18 protein-coding genes are annotated in these 19,568 nt (G+C 67.3%); 11 read left to right on the forward strand and 7 right to left on the reverse strand.

What is annotated here, in order from left to right; translation table 11 throughout:
* The first annotated feature begins 344 nt into the window (after positions 1-344).
* The 6 genes from J2S75_RS17000 to J2S75_RS17025 all read left to right on the forward strand — a co-directional run bounded on the left by J2S75_RS17000 (position 345) and on the right by J2S75_RS17025 (position 6,346).
* Complete coding sequence (locus J2S75_RS17000; RefSeq protein WP_307021539.1) at positions 345-1,355, forward strand: Bug family tripartite tricarboxylate transporter substrate binding protein; 1,011 nt, start codon at positions 345-347, stop codon at positions 1,353-1,355.
* A 260-nt stretch (positions 1,356-1,615) separates the two neighbouring features.
* Positions 1,616-2,116, forward strand: a complete 501-nt coding sequence (locus tag J2S75_RS17005) for a tripartite tricarboxylate transporter TctB family protein (RefSeq protein ID WP_244450259.1) — start codon at positions 1,616-1,618, stop codon at positions 2,114-2,116.
* A gap of 45 nt (positions 2,117-2,161) precedes the next feature.
* The gene (locus tag J2S75_RS17010; protein WP_307021717.1) at positions 2,162-3,676 is read left to right on the forward strand and encodes a tripartite tricarboxylate transporter permease; all 1,515 of its coding nucleotides are present in this window, start codon (positions 2,162-2,164) and stop codon (positions 3,674-3,676) included.
* A 332-nt stretch (positions 3,677-4,008) separates the two neighbouring features.
* Positions 4,009-4,737: a GntR family transcriptional regulator gene (locus J2S75_RS17015; protein ID WP_370874165.1), complete on the forward strand. Its 729-nt coding sequence runs from the start codon at positions 4,009-4,011 to the stop codon at positions 4,735-4,737.
* A 259-nt stretch (positions 4,738-4,996) separates the two neighbouring features.
* The gene (locus J2S75_RS17020; protein WP_307021543.1) at positions 4,997-5,458 is read left to right on the forward strand and encodes a tellurite resistance TerB family protein; all 462 of its coding nucleotides are present in this window, start codon (positions 4,997-4,999) and stop codon (positions 5,456-5,458) included.
* A 126-nt stretch (positions 5,459-5,584) separates the two neighbouring features.
* Complete coding sequence (locus J2S75_RS17025; RefSeq protein WP_307021545.1) at positions 5,585-6,346, forward strand: glutamine amidotransferase; 762 nt, start codon at positions 5,585-5,587, stop codon at positions 6,344-6,346.
* Between the two features lie 180 nt (positions 6,347-6,526).
* On the opposite strand, the gene J2S75_RS17030 is transcribed toward J2S75_RS17025, so the two are convergent.
* The 3 genes from J2S75_RS17030 to J2S75_RS17040 form a co-directional block, all read right to left on the reverse strand.
* On the reverse strand, positions 6,527-6,991 hold the full coding sequence (locus tag J2S75_RS17030) for a Ros/MucR family transcriptional regulator (RefSeq protein WP_244450263.1): 465 nt from the start codon (positions 6,989-6,991) through the stop codon (positions 6,527-6,529).
* A gap of 406 nt (positions 6,992-7,397) precedes the next feature.
* On the reverse strand, positions 7,398-8,042 hold the full coding sequence (locus tag J2S75_RS17035) for a TenA family protein (RefSeq protein WP_307021547.1): 645 nt from the start codon (positions 8,040-8,042) through the stop codon (positions 7,398-7,400).
* 153 nt (positions 8,043-8,195) lie between these two features.
* Positions 8,196-9,005 carry an SDR family oxidoreductase gene (locus tag J2S75_RS17040; protein WP_307021549.1) on the reverse strand — a complete coding sequence of 270 codons (810 nt, stop codon included), beginning with the start codon at positions 9,003-9,005 and terminating at the stop codon, positions 8,196-8,198.
* A gap of 202 nt (positions 9,006-9,207) precedes the next feature.
* Between J2S75_RS17040 and pucL the strand changes: the two genes are divergently transcribed.
* From pucL to uraD, 5 genes are read left to right on the forward strand one after another with little or no spacing between them, the layout of a single operon-like run.
* Positions 9,208-10,047 (forward strand): factor-independent urate hydroxylase, encoded by an 840-nt coding sequence (gene pucL / locus J2S75_RS17045; protein WP_307021551.1) that lies wholly within the window; start codon positions 9,208-9,210, stop codon positions 10,045-10,047.
* A 29-nt stretch (positions 10,048-10,076) separates the two neighbouring features.
* Entirely contained in the window at positions 10,077-10,910 is an 834-nt protein-coding gene (locus J2S75_RS17050; RefSeq protein ID WP_307021553.1) for an FAD binding domain-containing protein, read from the forward strand.
* On the forward strand, positions 10,907-13,633 hold the full coding sequence (locus J2S75_RS17055) for a molybdopterin-dependent oxidoreductase (RefSeq protein WP_307021555.1): 2,727 nt from the start codon (positions 10,907-10,909) through the stop codon (positions 13,631-13,633). The genes J2S75_RS17050 and J2S75_RS17055 overlap by 4 nt, the downstream gene beginning before the upstream one ends.
* The gene (guaD, locus tag J2S75_RS17060; protein ID WP_307021557.1) at positions 13,630-14,994 is read left to right on the forward strand and encodes a guanine deaminase; all 1,365 of its coding nucleotides are present in this window, start codon (positions 13,630-13,632) and stop codon (positions 14,992-14,994) included. Before J2S75_RS17055 ends, guaD begins: the two co-directional genes overlap by 4 nt.
* Positions 14,991-15,878, forward strand: coding sequence for a 2-oxo-4-hydroxy-4-carboxy-5-ureidoimidazoline decarboxylase (gene uraD, locus J2S75_RS17065; RefSeq protein ID WP_307021559.1), 888 nt, complete (start codon positions 14,991-14,993; stop codon positions 15,876-15,878). The genes guaD and uraD overlap by 4 nt, the downstream gene beginning before the upstream one ends.
* Before the next feature lie 20 nt (positions 15,879-15,898).
* Here uraD and J2S75_RS17070 read toward each other — a convergent pair whose 3' ends face one another.
* From J2S75_RS17070 to J2S75_RS17085, 4 genes are all read right to left on the reverse strand, one after another.
* Positions 15,899-16,441 carry a flavin reductase gene (locus J2S75_RS17070; RefSeq protein WP_307021563.1) on the reverse strand — a complete coding sequence of 181 codons (543 nt, stop codon included), beginning with the start codon at positions 16,439-16,441 and terminating at the stop codon, positions 15,899-15,901.
* A gap of 74 nt (positions 16,442-16,515) precedes the next feature.
* Positions 16,516-17,829: an NtaA/DmoA family FMN-dependent monooxygenase gene (locus tag J2S75_RS17075; RefSeq protein ID WP_307021565.1), complete on the reverse strand. Its 1,314-nt coding sequence runs from the start codon at positions 17,827-17,829 to the stop codon at positions 16,516-16,518.
* Between the two features lie 4 nt (positions 17,830-17,833).
* A complete protein-coding gene (locus tag J2S75_RS17080; RefSeq protein ID WP_307021567.1) occupies positions 17,834-18,682 on the reverse strand; it encodes an ABC transporter ATP-binding protein in 849 nt (282 codons plus the stop codon).
* A complete protein-coding gene (locus J2S75_RS17085; RefSeq protein WP_307021569.1) occupies positions 18,683-19,501 on the reverse strand; it encodes an ABC transporter permease in 819 nt (272 codons plus the stop codon). It abuts the gene before it with no gap.
* Positions 19,502-19,568: the final 67 nt, after the last annotated feature.

The raw sequence follows: 19,568 nt of genomic DNA on the forward strand, positions 1-19,568 counted from the left end.
TGCCGATAAAAAAGGCTGCTCGGCCAATGGCTTGAGTAATAACGTATTCGCACGCACATTATAAAGTATGCTGTATGCCAGTTTTGGCATGCCAAATACATAATAATCGTAATACGTAATACCAGCTGACCTTGCGATGCAACATTGAACTTTAGAATTATCGCTTGGCTTCGGCTTATTCTTGGTACAAGTTATTCCACAGAATATCCGGCGGAGAGACACAACAACGCCCCCGGCTATCGAGGTCCCGCCCTGCCAGACGGTGTGAGGCGAGACCCAAACTAAAGAGCCGACCAGCCAATGAGTCGGCCGTTCGCCAAAACCCTTTGGGAAGGAAACGCCAAATGAAACATCTGCATGCTCTCGGCCTCGGTGCCGTGACCGCTCTTGGCATGACGGCCCTGTCCATGCTGCCCGCCGCGGCTGCCTGGGAGCCCACCAAGCCGGTGGAGTTCATCGTTCCCGCCGGCACCGGCGGCGGCGCCGACCAGATGGCCCGCACGCTGCAGGGCATCATCGCCAAGCACGACCTGATGTCGACCCAGCTCGTCGTCATCAACAAGTCCGGCGGCGCCGGCGGCGAGGGCTTCCTGGACGTGAAGAGCAACAAGGGCAATCCGCACAAGATTGTCATCACGCTCTCCAACCTGTTCACCACCCCGCTCGCGACGGGCATTCCCTTCAACTGGAAGGACCTGACCCCGGTCGCGATGCTGGCGCTCGACGAATTCGTGCTGTGGGTGAATGCCCAGGAGCCCTACAAGACCGCCCAGGAATATGAGGCGGCGATCAAGGCGGCGCCGGACAACACCTTCAAGATGGGTGGCACCGGCTCCAAGCAGGAAGACCAGATCATCACCGTCGCCATCGAGAAGGCGCTCGGCAAGAAGATGACCTACATCCCCTATAAGGGCGGTGGCGAGGTCGCGGTGCAGCTGGTCGGCGGCCACATCAATTCGAGCGTGAACAACCCGATCGAGGCCGTCTCCCAGTGGCGCGGCGACAAGGTGCGTCCGCTCTGCGTGTTCGACTCCAAGCCGCTCCCCTACACCGACAAGATCCTCGGCGATCTGTCCTGGTCCTCGGTCCCGACCTGCAAGTCGGCCGGCCTTGACGTCGAATATCTCATGCTGCGCGGCATCTTCATGCCCCCGGGCGTGACCCAGGAGCAGGTGGCCTACTTCGTCGACCTGTTCAAGAAGGTGCGCGAGACCCCCGAGTGGAAGCAGCTGATGAAGGATGGTGCGTTCAACCAGACCTTCATGGCCGGCGACGAGTTCAAGGCGTGGCTCGACCAGTCCGAGAAGACGCACAAGGACCTGATGCAGGCGGCCGGCTTCATCGCCGGCAACTGATACGCCTTCTGATGGCGTAGCCCCGAGCACGGCCGACCCCCCAAGGGCGATCCCTAAGAGCGATCCTCACGGGCCGGCCGCGCGATCCTCGACCGGATCGCGGCATGCGCGGCGGGAAGGCGGAGACGGCTCCTCGTCTCCGCCGGGCCGCATTCCGGCCGGGACATAACAACAATCATTCAGCGGGCTGGCGCCATTGTGCCGTCGACGGGCCTTGTCCCGCCGGCCCGGCTTTTGCGCGGATTTTCGGAGACATCTCGATGGAACAGTCTCACCACGGAGCCGAGTCGGGGCCCAAGCAACGCGCCGTAGAAGTCGGCACGGCGCTGCTGACCCTGGTCTTCGGCCTCATCGTTCTCTACGGCAGCGTCCTCGTCGGCTTCGGGTGGGGCTCGGACGGTCCGCAGGCCGGCTTCTTCCCCTTCTATGTCGGCCTCATCATCTGCGTGTGCAGCGTCATCAATGTGGTGTCGGGCCTGCGCGAAGACCCGGACGAGATCTTCGCCGAGAACCAGCAGCTGGTTCAGGTGCTCAAGGTTCTCATCCCCGCCTGCATCTATGTGGCGCTGGTGCCCTTCCTCGGAATCTACATTCCCTCGGTGGCGCTCATCGTCCTCTTCATGGTCTGGCTCGGCCATTATGGCTGGCCGCTCTCCCTGGCCGTCGCCTTCGGCGTCCCGGCCTTCTTCTACATCACGCTCGAACGGTGGTTCCTGATCCCGCTCCCGAAAGGGCCGGTCGAGGCCATGCTCGGTCTCTGATCCGGACAGACAAGAAGGCCACCCAAGGGGATAGCGCCCATGAACATGATTGCTGAGAATTTCACCTTTCTCTACCACGGGTTCGGCATCGCCTCCGATCCGTTCAACATCCTGCTGATGGCCATCGGCATTCTGCTGGGTGTCATCATCGGCGTGCTGCCGGGCCTCGGTGGCGCCAATGGCGTCGCCATCCTGCTGCCGCTCACCTTCTCCATGTCGCCGACCTCGGCGATCATCCTGTTGACCTGCATCTACTGGGGCGCGCTGTTCGGCGGCGCCATCACTTCCGTGCTGTTCAACATTCCGGGCGAGCCCTGGTCGGTGGCCACAACCTTCGACGGCCATCCGATGGCGCGTTCGGGGCGGGCCGGCGAAGCGCTGACGGCGGCGTTCACCTCCTCCTTCGTCGGTGCGTTCTTCGCGATCGTCATGATCACGCTGATCGCCCCGCTGGTCGCGCAATTCGCGCTCCAGTTCGGACCCGCCGAGAAGTTCGCGGTCTACTTCCTCGCCTTCGCCTCCTTCGTCGGCATGAGTAAGGAACCGCCGGCCAAGACCATCGTCTCCATGATGATCGGCTTCGCCCTGGCGGCGGTCGGCCTCGACATGGTGACCGGCCAGCTGCGCCTGACCTTTGGCATCACCGAGCTGCTCAACGGCTTCGACTTCCTCATCGCGGTCATCGGTCTCTTCGGCATCGGCGAAATCCTGCTGACGATGGAAGAAGGCCTGGAGTTCCGCGGCAAGGCGGCGAAGATCGACCCGAAGGTGGTGTGGAAGACCTGGAAGACGCTTCCGCGCTACTGGATGACGTCTCTGCGCTCCTGCATCATCGGCTGCTGGATGGGCATCACCCCGGCGGGCGCCACCCCGGCCTCCTTCATGGCCTATGGCATCGCCAAGCGCGTGTCGAAGAACGGCAAGAACTTCGGCAATGGCGAGATCGAGGGCGTCGTCGCTCCCGAAACCGCCGCCCACGCTGCCGGTACCGCCGCCATGCTGCCGATGCTGGCGCTGGGCGTTCCCGGTTCGCCGACCGCCGCGGTTCTGCTCGGCGGCCTGCTGATCTGGGGTCTGCAGCCCGGCCCGATGCTCTTCGTCGAGCAGGCCGAATTCGTGTGGGGCCTCATCGCCTCCATGTATCTCGGCAACATCGTCGGCCTGATCCTCGTGCTGACCACGGTGCCGCTGTTCGCCTCGATCCTGCGCATTCCCTTCTCGATCATCGCCCCGGTGATCCTGGTGATCTGCGCCATCGGTGCCTACACGGTGAACAACAACGTGTTCGACGTGATCATGATGATGGTGTTCGGTGTCCTCGGTTACCTCTTGAAGAAGACGAACTACCCGCTGGCGCCGCTGGTGCTGGCCATCGTGCTCGGCGACAGCGCCGAGGAAGCCTTCCGCCAGGCCCTGCTGTCTTCCGGCGGCGCCGTCTCGGTGTTCTGGTCGAACGGGCTGGTGTCCTCGATCATGGGTCTCGGCCTCATCGCCGGCCTGTGGCCGCTGATCGGCCTGGCGTTCAGCAAGCTGCGCGGCACCTCCGCCCAGCCGGCCTGAGCCCGGTAAGCAACGGACCCGCCGCGCGGCAGCGTGCGGCGGGTTCAGCCGCGAGAAGATGATGCAACGTCATCTGCCTCGGGCGCCCAGGCGAAGGGCGGGGCCAATCGCTCTTCCGCCGAATCCCTCGCCCCCGGAGAGGGAAATCGGGCCATCAACGGTCGCGGGATATTCCGGCGCCCGAGCCACGCAGCAGAAGGTGGCCGGCGGATGGAAGCGCGAACCGACGTTTCGGGGGGACGGGAGGCAACGCCAATGATCTACGCCGATACGGAGCTTCATCGCCGATGCCCAGGGCCGACGCCCGGGCGCAGGCAGGGGATGGAAGCCTCATGATGAGCGTCGAGAGCACGATCCGCCGGGTCAATGGAGGAGCGGCCAAGCTCTCCGTGGCGCCGCTCGAAGACACCTCCACCTTCAAGAACCGCGCCTATACCGCGCTGAAGGAGGTGATCGTCTCGCTCAACATCTACGACCAGGCCGGCGAGGTGCGCCTCGACGAGCGCCAGCTGGCGCAGAGCCTCGGGGTCAGCCGCACCCCGGTGCGCGAGGCGATGGCCCAGCTGGAACGCGAGGGCTTCGTGCATTCCGTGCCCCGGCGCGGCATCTATGTGGTGCGAAAGACGCGCCGCGAAGTCATCGAGATGATCCAGGTCTGGGCGGCGCTGGAAAGCCTCGCCGCCCGGCTGATCACGGTCCATGCCAGCGATGAGGAGATCGGCCGGCTGCGGCAGATGTTCGCCTCCTTCGACGAGGCCGGCGGCCCGCACGCCAAGCTGGACGAATATTCGGAGGTGAACATCCAGTTTCACCAGACGATCATCGCCATGGGCGGAAACGGCATTCTGGTCAATCTGGCGGAAAACCTGTTCACCCATATGCGGATGATCCGTCGCAAGACCATCGGCGAGGAGAACCGGGCCGACCGCTCGATCCAGGACCATCTCGCCATCATCCAGGCGCTGGAAGCGCGCGACACCGATGCGGCCGAGGTGCTGGTGCGCAACCACGCCCTCGGCCTCGCCGATCACGTCGCGCGCTACGCCGACTATCTCGAATAGGCGGTGGCCCAATAGGGCGTCCAGCGGGGCCGACGCCCCATTCGATACTGCGACCCGGCGGGCTCCTCGACCCCGCCGGGCTTTTTTGCATCGGGGCCGGCGAGGTGTGGCGCGGCTGCACCGGCGCCGTGCCTTCGGTCGTGCGCGGCAGACCGGCCGTTGCGCCCTTGCGGCGATTGGGTTACCCACGCTTCAGGTCCACCACAGGGCCCCATCCCATCGACGAACCGACCGACCCGCTGCGGAGGAGCCGTCCGGCATGCTGCGCTCGCTGACCGATTTCATCGCCGAGATTGCCGGGGGCGGTCGCGAGACCTCCGCCTTTGCCGAGAATGACTACCGGCTGGCGGCGGCCGCGCTGCTGGTGCATGTCGTCACCATTGACGGCGTGATCGGCGCCGACGAGATGGACAAGCTGCGCCGCCTGCTCGCCGCCCGCTTCACCCTCTCCGAGGACGAAGCGGAAAAGCTGCTGGAGGCCGCCATCGCCCGCGATGCCGAGGCGGTGGACCTCTACGCCTTCACCAGCGTGCTCAACCGCGCCATGGACGAAGAGGGCCGCCGGCGGGTGGTGGAGATGATGTTCGAGGTCGCCTATGCCGATGGCGGGCTGACCGAGTTCGAGGACAATCTGGTCTGGCGGGCGGCGGAGCTGCTCAACGTCACCTCCCGCGACCGGGTGGACATCCGCAAGCGCGTGCGCGACGCCTTCGAGGGCTGAGGCCGGCATAGGCTTCCTCGCGGCGTGCTAGGCGAGGGCGGGGTTGAGGCGCGGCGCGAATCGTGGCGTCATCCTTGCTTGCGGGGATTCTCAGCACTCTCCGTCCCGTTCGTGCCGCACGAGATCATGGCTGTCGCAGAAACCCCGCTTCCCATCCTCATCGTGCTCCATCAGGAGCATTCCTCGCCCGGCCGCGTCGGGCGCCTTCTGGCCGAGCGCGGTCACAGGCTCGACATAAGACGGCCCTGCCTCGGCGATGAACTCCCCGTCACGCTCGCCGGTCATGCCGGGGCGGTGGTGTTCGGCGGGCCGCAAAGCGCCAATGACTGCCATGATTATGTGCGGGCCGAGATCGACTGGATCGGCGTGCCGCTGCGCGAGGGCAAGCCCTATCTCGGCATCTGTCTCGGCGCGCAGATGCTGGCGCGGCAGCTCGGGGCGCGGGTTGCCCCGCACCCGGACGGGCTGGTCGAGATCGGCTATTACCCGATCCGCGCCACCGAGGCGGGAGCGCGGATGCTGCACGCGCCGGCCGCGTCAACCTTGCCCGGTCCGGCCTGGCCCGACCATGTCTATCACTGGCACAGCGAAGGTTTTGAACTTCCCAGCGGGGCGGAACTGCTGGCGAAGGGCCCGACCTTTCCCAATCAGGCGTTCCGCTACGGCCCCCGCGCCTTCGGCATCCAGTTTCACCCTGAGGTGACGCATCACATGATGTGCCGCTGGACGGTGCGGGGCGGCGAGCGGCTGGACCTGCCGGGCGCCCGCCCGCGCCGGGCGCATTTCACCGACCGCCTGCAGCATGATGCGCGGATCCGGCTCTGGCTGGAGGCGTTTCTCGGCCGCTGGCTGGGCGATGAGGACGCGCCGCCCGCTTCTGGCCATTAGGCCGCCGCCCGCCGGCGGGCGGCATCGCCGAGGAGCCAGGCGAAAAAGGCCGCACGGTTGCGCGCGCGGCCTTTTCTCATTCGCTCTTACAACCTTGCGCAAACCGCCAGCGGACCGTTGACGGTGCGTCTCAGGCCCACACTCGCCTGCCGGAGCGACAGGCTCCGGCGCGTGCGCGTCTCAGGCCACCTTCTTGGCGCGACCGCGCGGCTTGGCCGCCGGGGCCGGCGCAGGCTTCTTGCGCTGCTGGCCGAGGCCCATCTTCTTGGCCAGGTTCGAGCGCGCCTCGGCATAGCTGGGGGCGACCATGGGATAGTCGTTCGGCAGGCCCCATTTGGCGCGGTATTCTTCCGGCGTCATGTTGTACTTCGTGCGCAGATGACGCTTCAGCGACTTGAACTTCAGCCCGTCTTCCAGGCAGATGATATATTCCGGCGTCACAGACTTCTTCACCGGCACCGCAGGCTTCAGCACCTCTTCGACGACAGCCGGAGCGGGAGCGGAGAGGCGAAGCAGGGCGCCGTGGACCTTGGCGATCAGATCCGGAAGTTCGGCGGCGGGCACCGAGTTGTTGCCGACAAATGCCGCAACGACATCCGCAGTGAGGCCGAGATAATCAGCCGACACGCTTTCCTGCTCAGACATCTATTTTCTCCATTGAGACTGAGATGGATTTAACATCAAACGGGCAAACGTCAATAAGCATTTGACAAGCAAAGCGGCGTCCATGTGGCAGCTTTCTCCGCTCTAAATGGAAAATACCACGGCGAACGTTCTGTTCCGGAGGCTTCCACTGACTCACGGCTTCGGCGCGGTGGCTTCTGACCAAGTCGAACGAAGTGACGCGCCGGAAAAGGTTTTTCGCCCGCGCCGGCCACGCGCGCCGCCAAGACTAAAAGGGTGCCCTTGTACTGCCGCAACGTCACGGGGTGACGTCAGCAATGACCGAATGTGGCTAAAAATAAACGGATCGACATGCGCAATTTCTTGATGAGGCCGGTCGCTAAGTACAATCTCTGAGCGGCCGGGGTGCAGCCCACACTTACTCGAATCACTCATAGATGTGATCAAAGAAAGCCCGTTCCAGCGTCACCGCGCGGCGGAAAAAGGCGGCGGCATCGGCGCGCCCGGCGTCGTCGATGACCGCGCCAACCCGGTCGAGCTCGCCGCGCAGCCAGGTGACGAAGCCACGGAAGCCATCATTATTGTGCAGGGTGATCCACTCCGCATGCACGAAGTCCGGTGGCAGTGCCTCTCCCGGGCGGTCGGCCCAGCTCAAATAGAGCCATTCGGCAACGGTGAGTACGGCGAGGCAGTTGGCATAGCCGCGGCTGGCGGCGGCATCCTTCATCAGGGTCTGGAAGCCGGCAGTGGGCGCGGTGAGCACGGGATGCGCCCGCTCCGCCTCCGGCACGCCGAGCGCGACGAAGGCGCGCTGGAAATAGGTGTTCTCGTCGCTGGTGATCATGGCCGCGAACTGGGCGAAGCGGATGCGCGAGTCGAAGCGATCGGCGGTGGCGATGGCCATGCCAAGCAGAGCGACGAAACCGTCGATGAACTGATAGTCCTGCGCGAGGTAGCGGCGCATGACATCGGGCGCAACGGTGCCGGCGAAGATCTCGCGGACGAAACGGTGCTCGACACAGGCCTGCCAGTCCTGTGCGTTCACCTGCCGAAGTTCATTGCTGAAGCTCATCGTTTCCTCTCCGCCGTGTGCCCGTCGTCGGGAGTTTATCTAGAGCCCTTTGCAGACAAGTGAAATCATGAACTCCAGAAGAGCGACGCTATCCTTAACGCGAGCCGGCCCGTCACGCCGGCAAGGTAATAAATCAGCCGCTGGCGGCGCCGCTCACATGCGGATCGACTGCCCGCCATCGACGACGAGCACATGCCCGTTGACGAAGGAGGCCTCATTCGAAGCCAGGAACACCGCCGCGGCGCCGATTTCCGGCGGATGGCCCCAGCGGCCGATGGGCACGCGGGTGTCCACGAAGGCGGAAAAGGCGGCGTCGGCGACCAGGCCGGCATTGGTTTCGGTGGCGAACATGCCGGGCGCGATGGCGTTGCTGGTGATGCCGGCCCGGGCATAGTCCACCGCCAGCGCCCGCATCAGCCCGGAGAGCCCGGCCTTGGCGGCGGTGTAGACCGGGTCGTGCCGATTGGCGATGTGGGCGGCGATGGAGGTGACGGTGATCAGCCGGCCATGGCGGTGGGCCGCCATGTGCTCGGCCGCCTCGCGCGCCAACAGCATCGGGCCGACGAGGTCGGTGGCGATCAGCGCCTCGGCCTCTCCGGCGGTGAAGTCCTTCAGCGGCCGGCGGTCGCGAGCGCCGACATTGTTGACCAAAATGTCGAGCCGGCCGTGTTCCGCCGCGATGGCGGCGATGGCCGCGCGACCGGCAGCGGTGTCGGCGACATCGAACGGAGCGATGCCGACGGGACGGCCCGTGGCCGCCGCCAGCGCCGTCGCCGCCGCCTCCAGCCGCCCCATATGCCGGCCATTGATGATGACCTGCGCGCCGGCGGCGGCGAGCGCCTTCGCCATTTCGAAGCCGAGCCCGCGCCCGGCTCCGGTCACCAGCGCGATCCGCCCATCGAGGCGGAAGGGGCGCGGCAGGGGGGCGGGTACAGAGGAGGCGGAAGGCGGTAAAATAGTCATGATGAACTCGGCGTGGGCAGGGGCGCGCAGTTTCGCCTGCCCGGCGGGCGGGCGCCACCCGCTTCCGCGGCATGTGCGCCGCTTGCGTTCGGTCCGGACGTTCCGGGTGACTTCCGCGCCGCGCGCCGCGGTGCCAGACTGGCATCGGTTTCGCATAAGTGATCGTTCCGAACGACCGATCCGCAGCCGGGGGACAGTGCCGATGCCGCTCATTTCCAACAGCTACGGCAAGGGCCGCGTGCGCATCATGCGCGTTGAGCGCGACAGCCCCCGCCATGAGGTGCGCGAGCTTTCCGTGCAGGCGATGCTGACCGGCGACTTCGCCGCCGCCTATACGCAGGGCGACAACCGGCAGGTCATCGCCACCGATTCGATCAAGAACATCATCAACATCGTTGCCCGCGACCATGTCGGGGCGGAGAACGAAGTGTTCGCCGGCGTGCTGGCGCAGTATTTCCTCGATCGCTACCCCCATGTCGCCGGCGTCGCCATCACTGCCCATGAGACGAAATGGCGGCGGATCGAGGTCGAGGGCGCCCCGCACGACCACGCCTTCGTGCTCGACGGCAATGGCCGGCCCGTCGTCCGGCTGGAGGCGACGCGCGAGGACAGCCGCCTCGCCTCCGGCGTCGAGGGCTTCACCTTCCTCAAGACCACGCAGTCGGGCTGGGAGGATTACTGGTTCGACGAGGCGACGACGCTGAAGCCGACCGCCGACCGGCTGTTCGCCACCGCGATGGAGGCGCAGTGGCGCTGGAGCGGGGTGCCTGAGAGTTACGCCGCCGCCAATGCGGCGGTGCTCGACGCGGCGCTGAAAGTGTTCGCCACCACCTACAGCCCGGGTGTGCAGGCGACGCTGTACCAGATGGGCGAGGCGGTGCTGGCCGCCGTGCCCGAGGTGGCCGAGATCTCCATGGCCTGCCCGAACAAGCATTACCTCCCCATCGACCTCTCGCCCTTCGGCCGTGCCTTTGACGGGCAGGTCTTCACCCCGACCGACGAGCCGCACGGCCAGATCGTCTGCACCGTCGGGCGGGGCTGAGCAGCGGGAAGGGCGACGGGGATCGGCCGATGGACCTCAACACGGTTTCCGAGGTGCTGCGTCCGCGCGCACGGGCGGAGCTTCCCGCCGCCGGTGCGGGCGACGCGGTGCTCGGCGGCGGCACCTGGCTGTTCTCCGAGCCGCAGCCTTCGGTACGGCGGCTGGTCGATCTCTCCGGCTTCGGGTGGGAGCCTGTCCGCGCCGGAGCGGGCGGGCTGAGCGTTGCCGCGACCTGCACCATTGCCGAACTCGCCGGCTTCGAGCCGCCGGTGGAGTGGCGGGCGGCCTTTCTCATCCGCGAATGCTGCCGCTCTTTCCTCGCCTCGTTCAAGATATGGAACATGGCGACGGTGGGCGGGAATATCTGCCTCGGCCTGCCGGCCGGGCCGATGATCTCCCTCGCCGTGGCGCTGGAAGGCGAGGGCGTGCTGTGGGGGCCGGACGGGGCCGAACGGCGGGTCCGCATCGCCGATCTCGTGCGCGGCCCGCGCGAGGTGGCGCTTGCGCCGGGGGAGGTGCTGCGCACGGTGGAGCTGCCGGCACGGGCGCTGCGCCGCCGCGCCGCCTTCCGTCGCGCCTCGCTGACCCCGCTCGGCCGCTCCGGCGTGCTGCTGATCGGCACGCGCGCGCCAGACGGCGCCTTCGCGCTCACGGTGACGGCCGCCACAAGGCGGCCGGTGGAAATCGCCTTTCCCGCTTTGCCGGGCCCGGCCGACCTCGCCGCGCGGCTCGCGGCGGCGATCCCGGAGACGCTCTATTATGACGACATGCACGGGCGGCCGCACTGGCGCCGCCACATGACGCATCTTCTGGCGCAGGACATCCGCGACGAACTGAACGAACCGGGTGAGGGGCGCGCGTGAGGCTCACCGTCAATGGCCGGTCCGTCGAGACCGAGGCCCGGCCGGGCCAGTGCCTGCGCACCCTGTTGCGCGAACTGGGCTGGTTCGGGGTGAAGAAGGGTTGCGATGCCGGCGATTGCGGTGCCTGCACGGTGCATCTCGACGGCCGGCCGGTGCATAGCTGCGTCACTCCCGCGTTCCGCGCCGAGGGGCGGGCGGTCACCACCATTGAGGGGCTGGCGGACACGGCCGAGGGCGGCGGCCTGCACCCGATGCAGGAGGCGTTCCTTGCGGCGCAAGGCTTTCAGTGCGGCTTCTGCACCGCCGGCATGGTGATGACGTCAGCCGCGCTCGACCAGGGCCAGAGGGCGGATCTGCCGGACGCGCTCAAGGGCAATCTGTGCCGCTGCACCGGCTATGCCGCCATCGCCGATGCGGTGGCCGGGATCGCGACGGTGGAGGGCGATCCGACCGAGGCGCGCGTCGGCCGCAGCGTGGCGGCGCCGGCCGGGCCGGCGATCGTCACCGGCGCGGCGCGCTACACGATGGATGTGGCGCCGGAGGGCGACCTGGCGGGGCTTCTGCATATGAAGCTGCTGCGCTCGCCGCACCCGCACGCGCGCATCCGCGCCATCGACACGGCGGCGGCGCTGGCGCTGCCGGGGGTGGTGGCGGTGCTGACGCATGAGGACGCGCCTTCCCGCCTGTTCTCATCCGCCCGGCACCACCACGCCACCGACGATGCCGACGACACCCGCGTGCTCGACGATGTGGTGCGCCATATCGGCCAGCGCGTGGCCGCGGTGGTGGCGGTGAGCGAACAGGCGGCGGAGGCCGGTTGCGCAACGCTGTGCGTGGATTATGAGCCGCTGCCGGCGGTGTTCGACCCGGAGGAGGCGATGCGCCCCGGCGCGCCGCTGGTACATGGCGACAAGGGGCCGGACAGCCGCATCGCGGACGCCTCCCGCAACATTGCCGCCGCGCTGGCAGGCGGGGTCGGGGATATCACCGCCGGCTTGGCTGCCGCCGATGTGATCCATGAGGCGACCTATGAGAGCCAGCGCGTCCAGCACGCGCATCTGGAAACCCATGGCTGCATTGGCTGGCGCGACGCGGATGGCCGGCTGGTGATCCGCAGCTCCACTCAGACGCCCTTCCTTACCCGCGACGCGCTGGCGGCGCTCTATGACCTGCCGCGCGAGAGCGTGCGCGTCTTCGCCGCGCGGGTGGGTGGCGGCTTTGGCGGCAAGCAGGAAATGCTCACCGAGGACATCGTGGCGCTGGCGGTGCTGAAGACCGGGCGGCCGGTGAAGCTGGAATATACCCGCGCCGAGCAGTTCGCCGCCTCCACCAGCCGCCACCCGATGAAGGTGACGGTGACGCTCGGCGCGACGCGGGAGGGGCGGCTCACCGCCTTGTCGATGCGGATGCTGCTGAACACCGGCGCTTATGGCAACCATGCGGCGGGCGTGTTGTTTCACGGCTCGGGCGAGAGCGTCGCGCTGTATAATTGCCCGAACAAGCGGGTGGAGGGTTGGTCGGTCTACACAAATTCCCTGCCCAGCGGCGCCTTTCGCGGCTATGGGCTGAGCCAGACCATCTTCGCGGTGGAATCGGCCATGGACGAGCTGGCGCATAAGCTTGGCATGGACCCCATGACGCTGCGGCGGCTGAACATGGTGCGGCCGGGCGATGCGATGGTCTCCTCCGGTCCGCCGCACCACGATGTCGAGATGGGCAGCTACGGGCTCGACCAGTGCCTAGACCGGGTGGAGGCGGAACTGGCCAAGCCCTTGCCGGCGCGGCTGGGTCCGGACTGGCACGTTGGGCGCGGCGTCGCGGCGGCAATGATCGACACCATTCCCCCGCGCGGCCATGTCGCGCAGACCCGGCTGACGCTGACCACCGACGGAACCTACGAACTGCGCATCGGCACGGCGGAGTTCGGCAACGGCACCACCACCGTGCATGTGCAGATCGCCGCCACGCTGCTCGGCGCGCGGCCGGAGCAGATAAGCGTGCGCCAGTCCGACACCGCCCATGTCGACCACGACACCGGCGCCTATGGCTCGACCGGCACGGTGGTGGCCGGCAGCGCGACGCAGGCGGCGGCGGAAAGGCTGGCGGAAACGATCCGCGCGGCGGCCGCCGCCCGGCTGGGCGTGCCGGCCGAGGCTTGCCGGATCGAGGGCGAGGCGGTGGTGGCGGGGGAGAGGCGCATTGCCCTCGCCGCGCTGGCGCCGTTGGAGGCGGTGGGCGATGCGGGCGGTAGCCCGCGCTCGGTGGCGTTCAATGTGCAGGGTTTCGAGGTCGCGGTGCATGGGCGCAGCGGCGAAATCCGTATCCTGCGCTCCGTCCATGCGGCGGATGCCGGCACGGTGGTCAACCCCATGCAGTGCCGGGGCCAGGTGGAGGGTGGCGTCGCCCAGGCGATCGGCGCCGCGCTCTATGAACGGCTGATGATGGATGAGGTGGGCGCGGTGACCAATGCCAGCTTTCGCGGCTACCATATACCGGCCTTTGCCGATGTGCCGCGCACGCAGGTGTTCTTCGCCGAGACGTTTGATTCCATCGGCCCGCTGGGAGCGAAATCGATGAGCGAGAGCCCGTTCAATCCGGTGGCGGCGGCGCTCGCCAATGCGATCTTCGACGCCACCGGCGTGCGGCTGCGCGCCACGCCTTTCGTGGCCGATGAACTCTATGCGCTTCTGCCCGCCCAGGCGGCGAAGGAGGCCGCGTCATGAGCGGGAGCCTTCAATCGCGGGTGCTGCGCGGGCCGGCGGCCACGCTGGCGGGCAATCCGTTCGAGCAGCCCTCGCGCGGCTGCCTCATCACCCATGATGACGCGCTCATCATCATCGAGGACGGGCGGATCGCCGCCTTCGGCCCCTATGCGGAGCTCAACGACACGCTGCCTGAGGGCGTCGCGGTGGAGCATTATCCCGGCCATCTTCTCGTGCCCGGTTTCATCGACGCGCATGTGCATTATCCGCAGATGCAGGTGATCGGCGCCTTCGGCACGCAATTGCTGGAATGGCTGGAGACCTACACCTTTCCCGCCGAGATGAGTTTTGCCGATGCCGGCCATGCCGGGCGGGTGGCGCATCTGTTCCTGCGCGAATTGCTGCGCGCCGGCACCACCACGGCGATGGTGTATTGCACCATGCATCCGCAATCGGTGGACGCTTTCTTCACCGAGGCGGCACGGTTCGATGCGCGGATGATAGCCGGCAAAGTACTGATGGACCGACACGCGCCGGCGGGCCTGCTCGACACGGCCCAGCGCGGCTATGATGAAAGCCTCGCGCTGATCGAGCGCTGGCATGGGCGGGGCCGGGCGCTCTACTGCGTCACGCCGCGCTTCGCGCCGACCTCGACCGACGCCCAGCTCGACGCCGCCGGGGCACTGCTCAAGACACGGGACGGCCTCTTCCTGCAGACGCATCTGTGCGAGAACCTGGCCGAAATCGAATGGGTGCGCGACCTCTTCCCCGCCCGCGCCTCCTATCTCGATGTCTATGCCCATGCCGGGCTGGTGGGCCCGCGCTCCATGTTCGGCCATGGCATCCATCTGCATGAAGGGGATTTCTGCACCTGCCACCAGGCGGGGGCGGCGCTGGCGCATTGCCCGACCTCCAACCTCTTTCTCGGCAGCGGCCTTTTCCGGCTGTTCGAGGCGGTGGACCCGCGCCGGCCGGTGAAAGTGGCGCTGGGCACCGATGTCGGCGGGGGCACGTCGCTGTCGCAGCTGCAGACGCTGAACGAGGCCTACAAGGTGGCGGCCATGGTCGGTCACAAGCTTGACGCGGTGCAGGGCTTTTATCTCGCCACTCTGGGCGGGGCGCGGGCGCTGGGGCTCGAGGATCGCATCGGCCGGCTGGCGCCGGGAATGGAGGCCGATATCTGCGTGCTCGACCCGAAGGCGACCCCGTTGATGGCGTTCCGCGCCGGCTATTGCGCCTCGATGGAGGAATTGCTGTTTCTCCTGATGACCTTGGGCGACGACCGGGCGGTGCGCGCCACCTATGTCGCCGGCCGCCCCGTCTATGACCGCGACCGGTCGGGCGATCCGTTCCGGCCCGCGCATGGTGAGGAACAACCGTGACGCATCCCGTCTCCCTCGACACGCTCAACACGCTCGACCGCGAAGGTTTCATCGCCGCGCTGGACGGCATTTTCGAGCACGCGCCCTGGGTGGCGGAGGCTGCCTTCGCCCATGCGCCCTTCGCCACCGTCTCGGCACTGCACGAGGCGCTGATGGCTTGCGTGTGGGCGCGGCCGGAGGCGGAGCGTATCGCCTTCGTCGCGGCGCATCCCGACCTCGCCGGCAAGGCGGCGCGGGCCGGCGACATCGCCCCCGCCTCAGTGTCGGAACAGGCGGGGCTGGGGCTCGACCGGCTGTCGGATGCCGAGTTCGCCCGCTTCGAGCGGCTCAACGCCGCCTATCGCGCCCGCTTCGGCTTTCCCTTCGTCATCTGCGTGCGGCGGCAGACCCGCGACGCGCTGCTCGACGCCTTCGAGGCGCGCCTCTTGCACAAGCGTGACGAGGAACTTGCCGCCGCCTTGGTCGAAATCGGCCACATCACCGCGCTGCGGCTGGTGGAGCGGGTGACGGGCCCCGGCCTGCCGAACGTGCATGGCCGGCTGTCCACCCATGTGCTCGACACCCATAGAGGCGGGCCGGCGCAGGGCGTGCGGGTGGAGCTCTACGAGGTGGGGGCGAGCGCGCGGGCGCTTCTCACCGAGGCGGTGACCAATGCGGACGGGCGCACCGACGCGCCGCTGATCTCCGGCGCGCCGCTGCGGGCGGGCCGCTATGAGCTGCTGTTTCATGTCGGCGCCTATTTCGCGGCGCGCGGGCTCGATGTGCCCGGCCCGGCCTTCCTCGACACGGTGCCGCTCCGCTTCGGCATCGCCGAGCCGGAGGGGCACTATCATGTGCCGCTGGTGGTGACGCCGTGGAGCTATTCCACCTATCGCGGCAGTTGAGGGGCGGGCCAGAGCCCGCTTCAATCGTCGGTGGGGCCGGAGAGGGTGTGGTAGCGGCGGCTGTAATAGATGAGGCTCTCATTCGAGCCGCCCTCGGCGACGCCGACCACCTCGCAGAACAGCACGTCATGGGTGCCGACCTCCACGGTGCGAACGATGCGGCAGTCGAAGGCAACGACCGCGCCGTCCAGCATCGGCGCGCCGGTGACGGCCGGCCGCCAGTTGCCGCTGGCGAAGCGCTCCTCCGGCGGGGTGCGGCCGCCGAACAGATTGGACAGCGGCTCGTGCCCGGCCGCCAGCGTGTTGATGCAGACGACGCCATTGGCATGGACGGGAGCGGCGGCGGAGGAACCCTTGTTGAGGCACACCAACAGGGTCGGCGGGCTGTCGGTGACCGAGCACACCGCCGAGGCGGTGAAGCCGTGGCGCCCACCCGGTCCATCTGTCGTGACGATATTCACCGCCGCGCCGAGGCGGGCCATGGCGTTGCGGAAGCCCTGCCGGGTTACCGGCGGCGGGCCATTATCGGGAGCGCCGTCGAGCGGCGAGCACGGGGGGGACATGCCCTTCTCCTTCCTGCCGGACCAGCGCCGGCGCCGGCGGGCGCGGGGAATCCGCGCCCGATGGTTCGCGCGGGTCAGAACTCGCGCAGATTGTCGCGCAGCAGCTGGTGCTTGTATTCGGTGCGTACGAGGCCGCGCGCCTGCAGCTCCGGCACCAGCCCGTCGCAGATCTCGGCGATGTAGCGGCGGGAGACGCGCAGCACCGGGGTGGTGATGAGGAAGCCGTCGCCGCCCACTTCCGCCATCGCCTCGCCCATCTTGTCGGCGACCTGCGCCGGGGTGCCGATCAGTTCCATGGAGGAGACGAGGCCGCCGCCGCCCGAGGCCGCGAGCTCGCGCAGCGTCTTGCCCGAGCCCCATTGCTGGAACTTGTCGAGCGTGCCGGATTCGCCGTTGGTGACGAGCTTTTCCGGCAGCGGCTTGTCGAGGTCGTATTTGGAAAAGTCGATCTCGGTGATGGCGGAGATCGAGATCAGCACGTCGGTGACGAAATTGTCCGACATGGTGACGTTCTCATAGCGGGCGCGCGCCTCCGCTTCGGTCTCGCCGAGGCTGGGGCAGATGCAGAAGAAGACCTTGATGTCGTCCGGGTTGCGGCCGATGGCTTCAGCGCGGGCGCGGATGTCGGCGCGGAACGCCTTCATTCCCTCGACCCCATTGGCGACCGAGACGATGGCGTCGGCATAGCGGGCGGCGAAATCCCGCCCGCGCGGGGAGGCGCCGGCCTGCAGATAGACCGGGCGGCGCTGCGGCGAGGGCACGGTGTTGAGCGGGCCGCGCACCTGGTAATATTTGCCCTTGTGGTCGATGGTGTGGACCTTGGAGCCATCGGCATAAATGCCGTTCTTGCGGTCGAGCACCACGGCGTCCGGCTCCCAGCTGTTGAACAGCTTGTCGCAGACTTCCATGTATTCCTCGGCCATGGCGTAGCGGTCCTCGCGCGGAGGCAGCTTGTCCATGCCGAAATTCTTCGCCATGAGGTCCTCGGCCGAGGTGACGACGTTCCAGCCGAAGCGGCCCTTGGTGAGGCTGTCGATGGTGGAAGACAGCCGCGCCAGCATGAAGGGCGGGTAGGCCATGGTGGACATGGTGGCGACGACGCCGAGATGCTGGGTCGCCATGCCCATGGCCACCGCCAGCGGGGCGGGGTCGGCCTTCGGCACCATCATGGCGTGCTTGAGCGAGAGGTCGCGCGATCCGCCATAGGTCTCCGGCACCATCAGCTTGTCCTCGATCATGATCAGATCGAAGCAGGCGCGCTCCATCGCCTGGGCCATCTCGATATAGAAACGGCCATCCCACGGGTTGCCGCCCTGGCCGAAGGGTTCGCGCCATTCGTCGGGCGTGAAGTTCATGAACCAGGCGAGGTGGAAGCGCTTGTCGGCCATTGTGTCAGTCCTTCACTAAAGCGGTCTCGAATGCCGGGACGGTCGGGTCATCCCCGGTGGCGGGCGCGGCGGCGAGGAGGGCGAGGCGCACACGCGCGCGCTCCGCCTCGAACAGGCGGGATTCGCGCACGCTGCGGCACTTGGCTTCGAAATCGGAGACGATGCTGGCGCCGAAGCGCTCCGGCGCCTGCGGGTCGTTGCGCCGCTTGTCGACGGCGATGACGCGGGTGCCGAGCAGGAAGGCTTCGGGAAGATCATGCGTGACCATGACGATGGTCATGCGGTTCTCTTCCCAGAGTTCGCCCACCAGCTCGTGCATGGATTTGCGGGTGCCGGGATCGAGCGCGCCGAAGGGCTCGTCGAGCAGCAGCACCTTCGGCTTCATGATCAGCGCCTGCGCCAAAGCGAGACGCTGCTGCATGCCGCCCGATAGCTGGGCGGGGTATTTGTGCGCGTGCTCGCCGAGCCCGACGCGGGTGAGCAGCGCCATCGCCTTTTCTTCCAGCGCCTTGCGGCGGGCGCCGAAGAAGCGGCCGAGGATCGGTGCGCCGGCCCATTGCGGGCCCATCATCACATTGCCCAGCACGGTGCGGTGCGGGAACACCGAATAGCGCTGGAACACCACGCCGCGATCGGCGGTCGGCTCGCTGGCGATGGGTTCGCCGTCGATCAGGATGCGCCCGCGCGTCGGCTGTTCCTGTGAGAGCAGCATGCGCAGCAGCGTGGTCTTGCCGACGCCGGACGGGCCGATGATGACGAGGAATTCATGGTCGTCGAGCGACAGGTTGACCTGTTCGAGCACGACCCGCTCGTCATATTCCTTCCAGACGTTCTCGAAGGTGATGGTGGTCATTCAGGCCGCCTTTATCTGGTCCCAGGGATAGGCGGCGACGGCGAGGCGGCGCAGCGCGTAATCCATGAGGAAGGCGAGGAGGGTGATCCAGATGACGTAGGGAAGGATCACATCCATGGCGAGGTAGCGCCGCACCAGGAAGATGCGGTAGCCGAGGCCGCCCTCGGAGGTGATGGCTTCCGCCGCGATGACGAACAGCCAGGCGGCGCCGAGGGAGAGCCGCACCGAGTCGATGAGGCGCGGCATCACCTGCGGCAGCACCACGCCGGAGATCATCTGCCAGGTCGAGGCGCCGAGCGTCTGCGCCTTTATGATCTGTTCGGTCGGCAGGGCGGAGACCCGCAGCATCACGTCGCGGATGATGAAGGGGGCGATGCCGAAGACGATCAGCACGATCTTCGAGGCTTCGCCAAGGCCGAACAGGATGAACAGGATGGGCAGCACCGCCAGCGGCGGGATGAGCGAGAAGGCGGCGAAGAACGGCTCGAAAGTGGCGCGCAGATAGGGCACGAAGCCGACGATGATGCCGAGCACCAGGCCGAGCACGGCGGAAATGCCGAGGCCGAGGAAAAGGCGCTGCAGGCTGAGCCAGGTGTCCCACCACAGGAGATACTGGTTCGTCGCCTTGTCCACCGTGGTCGCCATGCGCACCATGGTGTTCCAGAAGCTGGCGAAGCTCGGCATCAGCTTGTCGGCCGGCTCCACCGCGAGGCGGGCATTCGAGCCCAGCATATAGATCGCCAGCACCACGACGAAGGGCAGGATGGCGAGGATGAGCCGGACGCCGGGCCGGGGGGCGTAGTTGATGATGCGGCGCATGCAGGGCCTTTCGGTTGCAATCGTCATCCCCGGGCTGAACCGCGTCCCGCGATGACCGTCATCCTGA

It is taken from the genome of Ancylobacter polymorphus, from assembly GCF_030813495.1.
Classification (GTDB): Bacteria; Pseudomonadota; Alphaproteobacteria; order Rhizobiales; family Xanthobacteraceae; genus Ancylobacter; species Ancylobacter polymorphus.

Excerpts from the sequence above, each read along its gene's own strand:
- J2S75_RS17000 (WP_307021539.1), top strand. The coding sequence starts at position 345 with ATGAAACATCTGCATGCTCTCGGCCTCGGTGCCGTGACCGCTCTTGGC.
- J2S75_RS17005 (WP_244450259.1), top strand. The coding sequence starts at position 1,616 with ATGGAACAGTCTCACCACGGAGCCGAGTCGGGGCCCAAGCAACGCGCC.
- J2S75_RS17010 (WP_307021717.1), top strand. The coding sequence starts at position 2,162 with ATGATTGCTGAGAATTTCACCTTTCTCTACCACGGGTTCGGCATCGCC.
- J2S75_RS17015 (WP_370874165.1), top strand. The coding sequence starts at position 4,009 with ATGATGAGCGTCGAGAGCACGATCCGCCGGGTCAATGGAGGAGCGGCC.
- J2S75_RS17020 (WP_307021543.1), top strand. The coding sequence starts at position 4,997 with ATGCTGCGCTCGCTGACCGATTTCATCGCCGAGATTGCCGGGGGCGGT.
- J2S75_RS17025 (WP_307021545.1), top strand. The coding sequence starts at position 5,585 with ATGGCTGTCGCAGAAACCCCGCTTCCCATCCTCATCGTGCTCCATCAG.
- J2S75_RS17030 (WP_244450263.1), bottom strand. The coding sequence starts at position 6,991 with ATGTCTGAGCAGGAAAGCGTGTCGGCTGATTATCTCGGCCTCACTGCG.
- J2S75_RS17035 (WP_307021547.1), bottom strand. The coding sequence starts at position 8,042 with ATGAGCTTCAGCAATGAACTTCGGCAGGTGAACGCACAGGACTGGCAG.
- J2S75_RS17040 (WP_307021549.1), bottom strand. The coding sequence starts at position 9,005 with ATGACTATTTTACCGCCTTCCGCCTCCTCTGTACCCGCCCCCCTGCCG.
- pucL (WP_307021551.1), top strand. The coding sequence starts at position 9,208 with ATGCCGCTCATTTCCAACAGCTACGGCAAGGGCCGCGTGCGCATCATG.
- J2S75_RS17050 (WP_307021553.1), top strand. The coding sequence starts at position 10,077 with ATGGACCTCAACACGGTTTCCGAGGTGCTGCGTCCGCGCGCACGGGCG.
- guaD (WP_307021557.1), top strand. The coding sequence starts at position 13,630 with ATGAGCGGGAGCCTTCAATCGCGGGTGCTGCGCGGGCCGGCGGCCACG.
- J2S75_RS17070 (WP_307021563.1), bottom strand. The coding sequence starts at position 16,441 with ATGTCCCCCCCGTGCTCGCCGCTCGACGGCGCTCCCGATAATGGCCCG.
- J2S75_RS17075 (WP_307021565.1), bottom strand. The coding sequence starts at position 17,829 with ATGGCCGACAAGCGCTTCCACCTCGCCTGGTTCATGAACTTCACGCCC.
- J2S75_RS17080 (WP_307021567.1), bottom strand. The coding sequence starts at position 18,682 with ATGACCACCATCACCTTCGAGAACGTCTGGAAGGAATATGACGAGCGG.
- J2S75_RS17085 (WP_307021569.1), bottom strand. The coding sequence starts at position 19,501 with ATGCGCCGCATCATCAACTACGCCCCCCGGCCCGGCGTCCGGCTCATC.